Origin of the sequence: Pantoea sp. 1B4 (genome assembly GCF_016925765.1) — a bacterium.
GTDB classification, from domain to species: domain Bacteria; phylum Pseudomonadota; class Gammaproteobacteria; order Enterobacterales; family Enterobacteriaceae; genus Pantoea; species Pantoea agglomerans.
Genome location: NZ_JAEUWZ010000001.1, coordinates 436,819 through 449,385, shown reverse-complemented (window position 1 = coordinate 449,385; position 12,567 = coordinate 436,819). Strand labels below are relative to the sequence as shown.

The following is a 12,567-nucleotide window of genomic DNA, read 5'->3' as shown; positions in this document are numbered from 1 at the left end:
CTGTGGGCTATCGCCTGCACAACGGGGTGAAAGTGGTGCTAAACGCAGTTTAATCACCGCAGCATGCCCGAACAGGGTTAGCTGTGTTGCAGTCCACAAGGGTGTACACTGCTGCGGTTTTAAGGCTCAACGCCGCTGAAATTTTGAAATGCCCGGGAGGCAACCGCATGAAAGAAGGCCCACTGTCCGAAAAAGAGCTGCAATGGCTGGAAGATATGCTGGAAAAATATGGCAGCGAAGCATCGATTATTGATGTCTCCGAGCTCGACGGCCTGCTGACTGCCGTTCTCTCCGGTCCCGTCACCGTCGAGCCAAGCCAGTGGCTGGTGGCACTGTGGGGTGGCGAGAAGCAGATCCCAAAATGGAGCAACGAGCGTGAAATGACGCGCTTTATGTCGCTTTGCTTCCAGCATATGAATGATGTGGCTGACCGCTTATCTGAATTCCCTGAGCAGTTCGAACCGCTGTTTGGCATCCGCGAAATGGAAGGTCTGGAATTTACCGTGGTGGAAGAGTGGTGCTTCGGCTATATGCGCGGTGTCGCGCTGACCGACTGGTCTGCCCTGCCGCAGGATCTGCAACCTGCGCTGGACGCCATCGCTCTGCACGGCGTGGAAGAGAACCTTGAAAAGATCGATGCCATGACGCCGGACGAGATGGAAGCCAGCATTGAAGCTATTCGTCCTGCTGCGCTGGCGCTGCACGATCACTGGATCTCCCAGCCAGAAGCGATTCCCGTTCCCCAGAAGCCTGTCGCGGCAGAGAAAGCGGCCCGGCCGCAACGATCCCTGCCCGTGCGGCAGCGGCAAAAAATATAAGCAGTGCTGTCTGCACTGATCGACTGCTTAGCCTCACGATCTGCCGGGCGGCTATTCAGCCCGGCATGCTTCTCTCACGATCCACGACAGTTTGACCTGCATCACTCTGCTCATTCCCTTACCTGAATAGACTGCTCACGACTTGAACAGCTTCGTGCTTATCGCTAAGGTAAGCGCGATTTTACCCGCCAGGAATAAACATGATCACCATCGCGCTTATTGACGATCACCTTATCGTCCGCTCCGGCTTTGCCCAGTTGCTGGGCCTGGAATCGGATTTCCAGGTCGTAGCGGAATTTGGTTCTGGCCGTGAGGCGCTGGCAGGTTTACCGGGCCGGGGCGTTCAGGTCTGTATCTGCGATATTTCGATGCCGGATCTCTCCGGTCTGGAGTTGCTGAGCAAGCTGCCGACGGGCCTGGCCACCATCATGCTGTCAGTCCATGACAGTCCGGCCCTGGTGGAGCAGGCGCTTAATGCCGGTGCGCGTGGATTCCTCTCTAAACGCTGTAGTCCCGATGAACTGATCGCGGCGGTGCGCACGGTCTCCACAGGCGGCTGTTATCTGACGCCAGAGATTGCGATCAAGCTGGCCGCCGGTCGGCAGGACCCGCTGACCCGACGCGAACGTCAGGTGGCGGAAAAACTGTCACAGGGCATGGCGGTAAAGGAAATTGCCGTTGAGCTGGCGCTGTCACCGAAAACCGTACATGTCCATCGCGCGAATCTGATGGAGAAGCTCGGCGTCAGCAATGATGTGGAGCTGGCGCGCCGCATGTTTGATGGCTGGCAATGAGCCCCTGTGTCTCGCGGCTGATCTCCGTTGTCGCCAGCTTTTTCATCTTCTCGGCGGCCTGGTTCTGCCTGTGGAGTATCAGCCTGCACCTGGTGGAACGCCCGGAGCTGGCGGTGCTGCTATTTCCGTTTGGCCTGCGTCTGGGGCTGATGCTGCAATGTCCACGCGCTTACTGGCCGGTGTTGCTGGCAGCTGAGTGGATCATGCTGATCTGGCTGGCGAAGGTGGTCGCGCTGGCGCATCTGCCGCTGTTAATGGCGGGCAGTGTACTGACGCTGCTGCCGGTGGCGCTGATCTCCCATTACCGCCATCAGCGTGACTGGCGCACGCTGCTGAGCCAGGGCGCGGCTCTGATCGCCGCGGCGCTGCTGCAATCCCTGGCGTGGGCGGGACAGCAGGAGATGCTGAACGCGCTGTTGCTGACGCTCACCGGTGGTCTGACGCTTGCCCCGACCTGCCTGGTCATCTGGCACTATCTCACCAGCACCCGCTGGCAGCCGCTGGGACCGGCGCTGGTCTCGCACCCGGTCAACTGGCGCGCCCGGCATCTTATCTGGTATCTGCTGCTGTTTGTCATCAGTCTGTGGTTGCAGCTTGGCCTGCCCGCTGAACTGTCGCGCTTTACGCCATTCTGTCTGGCGCTGCCGATTATTGCGCTGGCCTGGCACTACGGCTGGCAGGGTGCGCTGATCGCGACGCTGATGAACGCAATCGCGCTGATCGCCAGCCAGACCTGGCACGATCATCCGGTCGATCTCCTGCTTTCGCTACTGGCACAAAGCCTGACCGGCCTGCTGCTGGGTGCCGGTATCCAGCGGCTGCGCGAGCTGAATCAGTCGCTGCAGAGTGAGCTGGCGCGCAACCGGCGCCTGGCGGAACGGCTGGTCGAGACAGAAGAGAATGTGCGCCAGGAGGTGGCACGCGAACTGCACGATGATATCGGTCAGACGATTACGGCAATACGCACCCAGGCGGGCATTGTGCAGCGCCTGGCGCCGGATAATGGCCGGGTGATCCAGAGCGGCGTCCATATTGAGCAGCTCTCACTGGGTGTCTACGATTCAGTGCGGCGACTGCTGGGACGCCTGCGACCCCGCCAGCTAGATGACCTGTCACTTGAACAGGCAGTTCGCTCCCTGATGCGTGAGATGGAGCTGGAGGATTGCGGCATCGTCAGTCACCTTGAGTGGCGTATTGATGAGACGCTGCTGAGCGAAGCGCAGCGCGTCACGCTGTTTCGCGTCTGTCAGGAGGGGCTGAACAACATTGTGAAACACGCCAGCGCCAGCGCCGTGACGCTCAAAGGCTGGCAACAGAATGGTCGCGTTTTGCTGGTGATTGAAGATGATGGCTGCGGTCTGCCGCCAGGTTCCGGTCAGCAGAGCTTTGGTCTGGTCGGGATGCGCGAACGCGTGAGTGCGCTGGGCGGATCGCTGACTATCTCCTGCACCCATGGAACCCGCGTCAGCGTGCATCTGCCGCTGCGTATGGCCTGAGGAACCACCGTGTTTAACTTTCTGAAAACGCCCGCTAACGCCGCTCCGCTGCAGGACAAAAGTGAGATTGACAGCCGCTATCGCTACTGGCGACGGCACATCATGTCGACCATCTGGATCGGCTATGCCCTGTTCTACTTTACCCGCAAAAGCTTCAACGCGGCAGCGCCGGAAGTGATCGCCAGTGGCGTGATGATGCGCACCGATATCGGCCTGCTGGCGACGCTATTTTACATCACCTACGGCCTGTCGAAGTTCTTCTCCGGCATCGTCAGTGACCGCTCCAACGCCCGTTACTTTATGGGGCTGGGGCTGATCGCTACCGGCATGGTCAATATCCTGTTTGGCTTCTCCACCTCACTGTGGGCCTTTGCGCTGCTGTGGACCATCAACGCCTTTTTCCAGGGCTGGGGCGCGCCGGTCTGCGCGCGCCTGCTGACCAGCTGGTATTCGCGCAACGAGCGCGGCGGCTGGTGGGCATTATGGAACACCGCGCACAACGTTGGCGGTGCGGTTATCCCGATCGTTATCGGTGCAGTGGCGCTGCACTATGGCTGGCGAATCGGAATGATGATTGCGGGCAGTTTAGCGATCCTCGCCGGACTGTTTCTCTGCTGGCGTCTGCGCGACCGGCCTCAGACTGTCGGCCTGCCCGCGGTAGGCGACTGGCGACAGGATGAGATGGAGATGGCGCAGCAGCAGGAAGGCGCAGGTCTGAGTCGCAAGGCGATCCTGACCCGCTATGTGCTATTCAATCCCTATATCTGGCTGCTATCACTCTGTTACGTGCTGGTCTATGTGGTTCGCGCTGCGCTCAATGACTGGGGAAATCTCTACATCTCCGACACGCTGGGGGTAGATCTGGTCACGGCCAACTCGGTAGTCACCCTGTTTGAGCTGGGCGGTGTGATAGGTGCGCTGGTCGCGGGCTGGGGCTCGGACAAGCTGTTTAACGGCAACCGTGGCCCGATGAACCTGATTTTTGCAGCCGGGATTTTGCTTTCCGTCGGCTCACTATGGCTGATGCCGTTTACCAGTTACGTGATGCAGGCAGCCTGCTTTTTTTACTACCGGTTTCTTTGTCTTTGGCCCGCAGATGCTGATTGGTATGGCGGCAGCCGAATGTTCCCATAAAGATGCGGCGGGCGCGGCAACCGGCTTCGTCGGCCTTTTCGCCTATCTTGGTGCGTCACTCTCCGGCTGGCCGCTGGCGTGGGTTATCGACGTCTGGCACTGGAGCGGCTTCTTTGCGGTGATTGCCACGGCGGCGGGGATATCCGCCCTGCTGCTGCTGCCGTTTTTAAATGCTCAGGCACCGCGCCCCCTGCCTGAAGCGTGATACGCCTCTCCTTTTTTGCCCCGAGTGGGGCAAAACTAAGAAATTTTCCTGGTTTCGCCTGGATGCTGTCTCAGGCCAGTCTGGCGGCAGGTTTTTACAATGCCAGCCATTCGCTGCCCATTGCAGCTATTCCAACCAGGAGAATCCCCTTCCATGCTGGCATTCCTCAAACAGGTGCGCAGACCGACGCTGGATCTGCCCATCGAACTGCGGCGCAAGATGTGGTTCAAGCCGTTTATGCAGTCCTATCTGGTGGTCTTTATCGGCTACCTAACCATGTATCTGATCCGCAAAAACTTCAATATCGCGCAGAACGATATGATCACCACCTACGGACTGAGCATGACGCAGCTGGGGATGATCGGTCTGGGCTTCTCCATCACCTATGGCGTCGGTAAAACCCTGGTCTCCTATTATGCTGACGGCAAAAACACCAAGCAGTTCCTGCCGTTTATGCTGATCCTCTCGGCCATCTGTATGCTGGGTTTCAGCGCCAGCATGGGCACCGGTTCCGTCAGCCTGTTCCTGATGATCGCCTTCTATGCCTTAAGCGGATTCTTCCAGAGTACCGGCGGCTCCTGTAGTTACTCCACCATCACCAAATGGACGCCGCGCCGCAAACGAGGTACTTATCTTGGCATGTGGAATATCTCCCACAACCTCGGCGGTGCCGGTGCGGCAGGCGTTGCGCTGTTTGGCGCCAATGTGCTGTTCAACGGCCACGTAATTGGGATGTTTATCTTCCCCTCTATTATCGCGCTGATTGTTGGTTTTATCGGCCTGCGCTACGGTAGCGACTCTCCGGAATCTTATGGCCTGGGCAAGGCCGAAGAGTTGTTTGACGAAGAGCTGAGCGATGAGGACAAAGAAGCTGAAGATGAGTCGATGACCAAATGGCAGATCTTTGTTGAGTACGTACTGAAGAACAAGGTGATCTGGCTGCTCTGCTTCGCCAACATCTTCCTCTATGTGGTGCGCATCGGGATCGATCAGTGGTCAACGGTTTATGCCTTCCAGGAGCTGAAACTCTCTAAAGAGGTGGCGATTCAGGGCTTTACCCTGTTTGAAGTCGGCGCACTGGTGGGCACGCTGATGTGGGGCTGGTTATCCGATCTGGCCAATGGCCGCCGTGCGCTGGTGGCCTGCGTCGCGTTAGCGCTGATTATTGCCACGCTCGGGATCTATCAGCATGCCAGCAACCAGTATGTCTATCTGGCGTCGCTGTTCGCCCTGGGCTTCCTGGTCTTTGGCCCGCAGCTGTTAATCGGCGTCGCCGCGGTCGGCTTTGTACCGAAAAAAGCGATTGGCGCAGCGGATGGTATCAAAGGCACTTTCGCCTATCTGATTGGTGACAGCTTCGCCAAACTGGGCCTGGGCATGATTGCCGACGGCACGCCGATATTTGGCCTGACCGGCTGGGCAGGCACCTTTGCCGCACTGGATGCCGCTGCTATCGCCTGTATCTGCCTGATGGCGCTGGTTGCGGTGATGGAAGAGCGCAAGATTCGCCGCGAGAAACGATTGCAGCGTTTGAAGATGGCGTAAAGATAAAACCTGGCCCGGCGTAAGCCGGGCTTTCCCGCCAGATTCCGCCCTCAGCCATTGTTGTAGCCCCACCAATCGGATCACTGCCAGTCAGCCCGCCAAACCCTCCCATCCCCTTTCACTTATTCTTTCATCTCGTCCCCGATTATTTAAGAAATTCACTGTCAGGTGGTCAGCCTGACCACCAGGTTGTGGCCATGTTTTAATATTTACATGGCATAGTGCCTTTGTTTAGATGATAACTGACAAGGCGAATAACGGATTAAGCGGAACCTGATGATGATGAAGGCGCTGACTGAACGGCAACTGACGATTATGCGACAGCTTATTTCTCATAACAGTTATGTGAGCCTGCACGCTATTTCAGAAAAAACAGCAATCACCACCCGAACCTTACGCCGCGACATCGCCGACATTAACGAAAAACTTTCTGGCCAGGGAATCAATCTCAGCGGAAAAAGTGGGAGAGGGATCACAATTAAATTCGCTGATGCGCAGTCGGAAATAGCCGCGCGCCGGATTTTCTCAACCGAGGTGGATGATTTCAGCAGCAACTTCAGGATGCTGAAAATAGCGTCGGATTTATTAATGCTGTCACCAAAAAGTTCATCCATCAGCGAACTGGCGGATAAATATTTTATCAGCCGCGCTTCGATAGTGAATGATTTAAAAACATTAGAAGCATGGTTACATCAGTTTGATTTAACCTTATTAAAAAGTCGTGTCGGAACCAGCATAAAAGGAAGCGACCATAATATTCGCATGGCGATGAAAGCGCTGGTGTTAAAATCGATTTATAACCGTCAGGACATGATGGAAAGCCGTCTGGATGAAAGCACGCTGCAGGAGCTTTCAGAGAAATTTGGTCAGCAGGCTGTCCATTTTACCCTGCAATTAATTAATTTTATTGAACAGCAGCTGCAATATACGATAAGCGATCCTTACTACATCAATTTATTTACGCATATTCTGGTACTGATCCACCGGAGCCACTCGCCGATGCACAGGACCGACGCCCGCGCGGTGTCGATGAACCGGGTCAGCGACCATCACGCCTGGCAGGTATCACTGGCGGTGATAGACCGCATTGAGACCGCCTACAACACGGTACTGGTGGCCGAGGAGTCTCACTCCATCTATCAGTATCTGGTCTCCTCCGGTAAGGCTGGTGGTGAGTCACCACAGCACGATGACTCGCTGATTTCAGAGCGTGAGACCCGCTTTGCTGAGGCGCTGATCGCCCGGGTGGCGCAGCGCATCAACATTGAAATCACCACCGACCAGAACCTGCAGGCGTCATTGTCCTCGCATATCAAGCCGATGCTGAACCGCCTCAGATATCACATCCGGATTAAAAATCCGCTGCTGCATGATATTCAGACCGAACTGGGCACGGTGTTTGCCGCCGTTAAAGCGGTGATCAGCCAGCTGACGCAGGAGTACAGCCTGGATGAGATCAGTGATGACGAAGTGGCTTATCTGACGGTGCACATTCAGGCAGCCATCGAAAACAGCATCAAGGTAAAACGGGTATTACTGGTCTGCTCCAGCGGTCTGGGCACCTCGCAGCTGCTTTACGGACGCATTATCCGTGCCTTTCCCGACTGGAAAATTATCGACATCGTGCCAGGGAAAAATATTGCTGACTCCCTGAAACGACATGAGTGTGACGTGGTGATTTCCACCATCCGGCTGGAACCGCTGGAAAAACCGGTGGTGTATGTCTCTGCCCTGTTCTCGGCGAAAGATATCGCACGGGTAACGGAGTGTCTGGTATCGAATTCGATTAATTAATGATAATGGAGAAGCAAAATGACGACAGCCGTGGCTATTAACGAAGTATTAAAAGAAGAGTGCATTATTCTCGATGTCGATTGCCAGACCAAAGAGCAGATTATTTCTCAGCTGACCGACCTGCTCTGCCAGACCGGGGCCGTCACCGATAAAGCCGCTTTCCTGAAAGATGTCTATCTGCGTGAGGAATTAGGCTCTACCGGATTTGAAAACCATATTGCTATTCCACACGGTAAATCTGCTGCCGTCGCCAAAACCCGTATTGCCGTCGGTCGTTTACGCCAGGACATTCCGTGGGAAACCATCGACGGCACCAAAGTCCGGCTGGTTATTCTGTTCGCGGTAAAAGAGTCCGATAAAGATGTGGGCCATATCAAAATGCTCGCCAAAATATCCATTGCGTTAGGCGATGAGGATGTCGTCGAGCAATTGCTTAATGTCCCGCATCGCGAAGAAATGTTTCATTTACTGTTATCCCGATCGGGAGCCTGAATAAACCGGAGAGCAGCATGAATTAAAAATAAAGGAGGTATTCCAGGTTGTCGCCATCCCTTCAGACCGAAAAACATAAATATAAAATTTTCACTGGAGAACATTTATGAACATTATTGCCATTACCGCCTGTCCTACAGGTGTCGCCCACACCTACCTTGCCGAAAGTAATTTAAAAAAAGCGGCTAAAAAACTGGGCCTGAATGTATTAGTTGAAACCCAGGGCGCGATTGAAAGCGAATATATTTTCAGCGACGACGATATTCATCGGGCGGACGTCGTGTTAATCGCCGCAGATAAAAAAGTTGAGATGGCGCGCTTCCAGCACAAAAACGTGATTGAGGTGCCCGTTACCCGTGCCGCGAAGGATGCTGAAGGCCTGTTAAATGCCATTGTTAACGGCGAACTGGCTCCGAGGCTTGCCGACTCCGCCCCACAGGCCAGTGCATCGGAACCGGCTAACAGTGCCCGTGAGACGTCGGGTTCCCGTTCCTGGATTTCAGAGATTTATGTGCACCTGATCACCGGCGTGAACCTGATGATCCCGTTTGTGGTGGCGGGCGGCATTCTGATCGCGCTGAGTTTTTCATTCGGGATTACGGCGGCCACACCAGGGGACGCGAACTTCAGCCCGATAGCGAAGATGCTCTCTGACATCGGTGGCGGTTCCGCCTTTGCCCTGATGCTACCGATTCTGGCGCTGGGGATCAGCCAGTCTGTCAGCGGCAAAGCGGGCATCGTGGCGGGCGCCGTGGGTGGGATGATGGCGATCCACACCGGCTCCGGCTTTCTCGGCGCGCTGATTGCCGGCTTCCTGGCCGGATACATCACGCTGCTGATCAATAACCATATCCATCTGCCCAAAGCGGTCGCCGGACTGAAACCTATTTTAATCGTGCCTCTGTTAAGCGTGCTGCTGACCGGCGCACTAATGGCGCTGCTGATTGGTGAGCCGATCAAAATGCTGCTCGGCTGGCTGACCGACTTCCTCAGTTCGCTGGGTAACACCAATGCGGCCATTCTCGGCCTGCTGTTCGGCATGATGGTGGCCTTTGATATGGGTGGCCCGCTGAATAAAACCGTCTGTATGTTTGCGATTGGCCTGATGTCGAGCGGGGTCTACGGGCCGATTGCCGCCTGTATGGCGGCGGGCATGGTGCCACCACTGGGCATCGCGCTGGCAACCACCCTCTTCCGCCGCAAATTTACCGAGCAGGAGCGCGAGACCGGCAAGGTCACCTACATCCTCGGTCTGTCATTTATTACCGAAGGCGCGATCCCATACGCGGTCGCCGATCCGCTGCGCGTCATCCCGGCCATCGTGGCGGGCTCCGGATTAGCGGGCGCCCTGTCAATGATGCTGGGCTGTGCTTCCCGCGCTCCGCACGGCGGCATTTTCGTCATCTTCATTCCTAACGTGATCAGCAATGTCATGGGTTATCTGTTTGCGATTGCCGCAGGCAGTTTGCTGACAGCGCTGATCCTGCTGTTCCTGAAAAAAGATATCTCCGTTCCTGCAAAACAAGGATAAAACCTATGCTTTACAACATGAAAGATCTGCTCAGCGTTGCCCGACAGCATCAGTTTGGCGTTGGCGCGTTTAACATCGCCAGCGCGGAGTTTGGACGTGTGGCGGTTGAGACTGCCGAGAGACTGGATTCACCGCTGATTCTGGAGATCCATCCTGAAGAGATGGCCTTTACCGGCCCGGAATTTATCGGCTATCTGCGGACGCTGGCGATTCAGGCGCGCGTGCCGGTGGTGATCCATCTGGACCATGGCCGCTCGCTGGAAGAGGTGATGAAAGCGATCTACGCCGGTTTTACCTCGGTAATGATTGATGCCTCTTCTCATCCTTTTGAGCAGAACATTGCGCTGACGAAGAAGATTGTCGAGATAGCGCACACGATTAATGTCTCTGTGGAAGCGGAGCTGGGCACCATCGGTGTGGCGGAAGGCAGCGGCGAAGGCGGCAGTAACGAGATTCTCTATACCGATCCGCAGCAGGCCGAGACCTTCGTGCGCGAGACCGGCACCGACACGCTGGCGGTCGCCATCGGCACCTCGCATGGCCTCTACCCCAAAGGGAAGCAGCCGAAGCTGGATATCGAGCGCCTGCAGCAGATCCGTAAGGTGGTTGATATTCCGCTGGTGCTGCATGGCGGTTCGGGCAACAAAGACAGCGAGGTCGCGGAATCAATTCGTTATGGCGTCGGTAAAATCAATATCTCCAGCGATATGAAGAAGGCGTTTTTCGTGGCGCTGGAGCAGGAACTGAAGCTAGGGGGTCACGAGCCTAATTCCCTCTTTGTTAAACCGATGCAGGCCGCAAGTGAAGTGGTCGCGGCGAAGATGGCGCTGTTTAGTTCGGTGGGGAAAGCGGCGTTGTATCGGTAAGGGGTTGGTGGGGGGGATTGGTTGCGAGTTGAGTATGGGAAAGGCACTGATGGATCGGTGTCTTTTTTTGGGTTTTGAGAAGTGAGCTTTAAATAAGTATCAGGTCAGTAAGCAACAGCCATCAATGAAAAGAGATCTGCTCATCGCTCTTTTTTCGTATGCCAAAGATCCACGATGTAGATGGTATTATCACGAAGTTCGTAATAAATCTCGTAGTCATCCAGTATTAGCTTTCAAACTTCACGTGGTTCATATCGAACCTGCTGTATGCCGATTGCTGGGTGCGCCTTAAGGCCAGCACAGCCGGTTATAAGGAGGTCCAGGACATCATCAGCATGCTGTCGGCTGTACTGAAGAGCAAAACGGTAGATGCGTTCCAGGTCATCCTGAGCTTTAAGCCGTCCAGTAAATTTCCATTTATCAGCTTTTCTTTAAACGATTACCAAATTCAACCAGGTCCGAGTGACTTACTACACGCCCGGCATCTACATCGGCAAGACCAGCCTGAATGTTCTGATGACGCCGTTCCCTTTCAGCCAGCATGGTGGTCAACGCTTCCTTGATGATCCAGCTTTTAGAACGATCCAGCTCCACAGCCAGATTTTCTACAGCATTGGCCAAATCGGTGGGTATCTGTGCGCTAATGGTCTGTTTTGTAAGAGAACCCATAGTGATCACCTCTTTTAATAACAGTTAATAACTTTTATTAAGTCTAACTTGGGTTTGTCTATAAAAACATCAGAGCTTATTTTGCGGGCAGTATCCTGAGGTTTGTTTCGCACTTATTGTCACCTATGGACTGGTCTGATAAATGACTATGCGATCTCACTATATTGGGCGGACACGAACCTGATTCAATGTTTACGAAACCGATGCACGGGCGATCGTCCTCGTCAGTCGGGTTCTTGCTGGCAGAGCATTTGATTACAGCAGAGTGGCTGTGTCGGTGGAGGATTAAGGGTGATAAGGTTTAGTTACTTCCCGTCTGAAACATCAGCTGGCGGCGCTGAAAGAATTGCGCAGCGTTTATCCAGCAGCGACTCAACGGACGCCCGATTGCCCTTATCCCAGCCGCGCCGGGTAGTTAGCAGGATAAATCCTTTTTCTCCCGAAAACGTCGCCGGAATGAGCGCCACACCAGACTCTGCCAGCTGCGGCGGCGACAGCCGGAAATGGCGCGCTACGGAGGAGACAGGATAGATCCCCATCGCCGTAGGCTGCATAACGCGGCGGGCATAGTAGGTGTGGTTCAGCAAACGGTCGGGCAAGGGTCGCCAGTCATTATTAATAAAGGGGCGCTCGGCCTGAAGCTGGCGATAGACATCCTCCCGCAGGCAGGTCAGATGAATATGTAGTTGATTCTGGCTGCGGCCATAAGCGGAATTCAGCGCCATGCCGAGCCGATCCTCAGGCACTTCAGCGCCATAGGCCGCCATCAGACGATAGCGCATTAACCAGGCGTAGCCGAAATAGTCGGGACGTCCGGGGCGCGACAGCGCAATGCTCTCAATGCCGGACATAGCCACCGTGGGCACCAGAATAAAGTGCAACCTGTGGCGAGGATTCTGGATGATGCTGTAGCCCTGTGTGCTGTCCTGCGGCAGATAGATTTGCTGGCAGGGAGCCGGATCGCGACGATAGTGATAGTTATTCATGCAGAGGTCATGCGTGACCGTCCACAGCGCGTCAGAGCGGGCGCATCCTGTCAGCAGCAGCGTGATGACCAGCGGCAGAGACCGGCATCGCCACAATAATTTCCCGTTCAGCGGATGGCGTCCGGTCAGGCGACTCAATGCAGGTACAACCTCATCAACAAGGGTTCATATTGGGGGGAGCGTTTATCCAGTTTAGCACGGAGCCAGTGGTAACCAGCTTCGGGTTGGTTAGTATAG

General features: G+C 55.2%; 9 protein-coding genes and 4 pseudogenes. 10 read left to right on the top strand and 3 right to left on the bottom strand.

Features of this window, described 5'->3' with window-relative positions:
- Positions 1-167: 167 nt before the first annotated feature.
- The 10 genes and pseudogenes from JNO11_RS02085 to JNO11_RS02040 all read left to right on the top strand — a co-directional run bounded on the left by JNO11_RS02085 (position 168) and on the right by JNO11_RS02040 (position 10,675).
- Positions 168-837, top strand: a pseudogene (locus JNO11_RS02085) (YecA family protein).
- A gap of 181 nt (positions 838-1,018) precedes the next feature.
- Positions 1,019-1,612, top strand: a complete 594-nt coding sequence (gene uhpA, locus JNO11_RS02080) for a transcriptional regulator UhpA (RefSeq protein WP_325176886.1) — start codon at positions 1,019-1,021, stop codon at positions 1,610-1,612.
- Complete coding sequence (uhpB, locus tag JNO11_RS02075) at positions 1,609-3,108, top strand: signal transduction histidine-protein kinase/phosphatase UhpB (protein ID WP_263056348.1); 1,500 nt, start codon at positions 1,609-1,611, stop codon at positions 3,106-3,108. Before uhpA ends, uhpB begins: the two co-directional genes overlap by 4 nt.
- Before the next feature lie 9 nt (positions 3,109-3,117).
- Positions 3,118-4,447 (top strand): annotated as a pseudogene (locus JNO11_RS02070) (MFS transporter).
- Positions 4,448-4,600: 153 nt separating this feature from the next.
- On the top strand, positions 4,601-5,992 hold the full coding sequence (uhpT, locus tag JNO11_RS02065) for a hexose-6-phosphate:phosphate antiporter (RefSeq protein WP_010251526.1): 1,392 nt from the start codon (positions 4,601-4,603) through the stop codon (positions 5,990-5,992).
- Positions 5,993-6,268: 276 nt separating this feature from the next.
- Positions 6,269-6,703: pseudogene (locus JNO11_RS02060) on the top strand (HTH domain-containing protein); the annotation flags it as partial.
- A 51-nt stretch (positions 6,704-6,754) separates the two neighbouring features.
- Positions 6,755-7,786 carry a PRD domain-containing protein gene (locus tag JNO11_RS02055; RefSeq protein ID WP_267127912.1) on the top strand — a complete coding sequence of 344 codons (1,032 nt, stop codon included), beginning with the start codon at positions 6,755-6,757 and terminating at the stop codon, positions 7,784-7,786.
- Between the two features lie 18 nt (positions 7,787-7,804).
- Positions 7,805-8,278, top strand: a complete 474-nt coding sequence (locus tag JNO11_RS02050) for a PTS sugar transporter subunit IIA (protein ID WP_022625347.1) — start codon at positions 7,805-7,807, stop codon at positions 8,276-8,278.
- Positions 8,279-8,384: 106 nt separating this feature from the next.
- A complete protein-coding gene (locus JNO11_RS02045; protein WP_033759776.1) occupies positions 8,385-9,809 on the top strand; it encodes a fructose-specific PTS transporter subunit EIIC in 1,425 nt (474 codons plus the stop codon).
- 5 nt (positions 9,810-9,814) lie between these two features.
- Positions 9,815-10,675 (top strand): ketose-bisphosphate aldolase, encoded by an 861-nt coding sequence (locus tag JNO11_RS02040; protein WP_010671740.1) that lies wholly within the window; start codon positions 9,815-9,817, stop codon positions 10,673-10,675.
- Between the two features lie 140 nt (positions 10,676-10,815).
- Here the strand turns inward: JNO11_RS02040 and JNO11_RS24740 are convergent.
- From JNO11_RS24740 to JNO11_RS02025, 3 genes and pseudogenes are all read right to left on the bottom strand, one after another.
- Positions 10,816-11,092: pseudogene (locus JNO11_RS24740) on the bottom strand (type II toxin-antitoxin system RelE/ParE family toxin).
- A 3-nt stretch (positions 11,093-11,095) separates the two neighbouring features.
- Complete coding sequence (locus tag JNO11_RS02030) at positions 11,096-11,344, bottom strand: ribbon-helix-helix domain-containing protein (RefSeq protein WP_010251542.1); 249 nt, start codon at positions 11,342-11,344, stop codon at positions 11,096-11,098.
- Between the two features lie 305 nt (positions 11,345-11,649).
- Positions 11,650-12,468 carry a CDP-diacylglycerol diphosphatase gene (locus JNO11_RS02025; protein ID WP_325176885.1) on the bottom strand — a complete coding sequence of 273 codons (819 nt, stop codon included), beginning with the start codon at positions 12,466-12,468 and terminating at the stop codon, positions 11,650-11,652.
- Between the last annotated feature and the right edge of the window lie 99 nt (positions 12,469-12,567).

Bases quoted from the DNA above. Each gene is read 5' to 3' on its own strand.
- uhpT (WP_010251526.1), top strand. From the start codon at position 4,601: ATGCTGGCATTCCTCAAACAGGTGCGCAGACCGACGCTGGATCTGCCC.
- JNO11_RS02030 (WP_010251542.1), bottom strand. From the start codon at position 11,344: ATGGGTTCTCTTACAAAACAGACCATTAGCGCACAGATACCCACCGAT.
- JNO11_RS02040 (WP_010671740.1), top strand. From the start codon at position 9,815: ATGCTTTACAACATGAAAGATCTGCTCAGCGTTGCCCGACAGCATCAG.
- JNO11_RS02055 (WP_267127912.1), top strand. From the start codon at position 6,755: ATGGCGATGAAAGCGCTGGTGTTAAAATCGATTTATAACCGTCAGGAC.
- JNO11_RS02045 (WP_033759776.1), top strand. From the start codon at position 8,385: ATGAACATTATTGCCATTACCGCCTGTCCTACAGGTGTCGCCCACACC.
- JNO11_RS02050 (WP_022625347.1), top strand. From the start codon at position 7,805: ATGACGACAGCCGTGGCTATTAACGAAGTATTAAAAGAAGAGTGCATT.
- uhpA (WP_325176886.1), top strand. From the start codon at position 1,019: ATGATCACCATCGCGCTTATTGACGATCACCTTATCGTCCGCTCCGGC.
- uhpB (WP_263056348.1), top strand. From the start codon at position 1,609: ATGAGCCCCTGTGTCTCGCGGCTGATCTCCGTTGTCGCCAGCTTTTTC.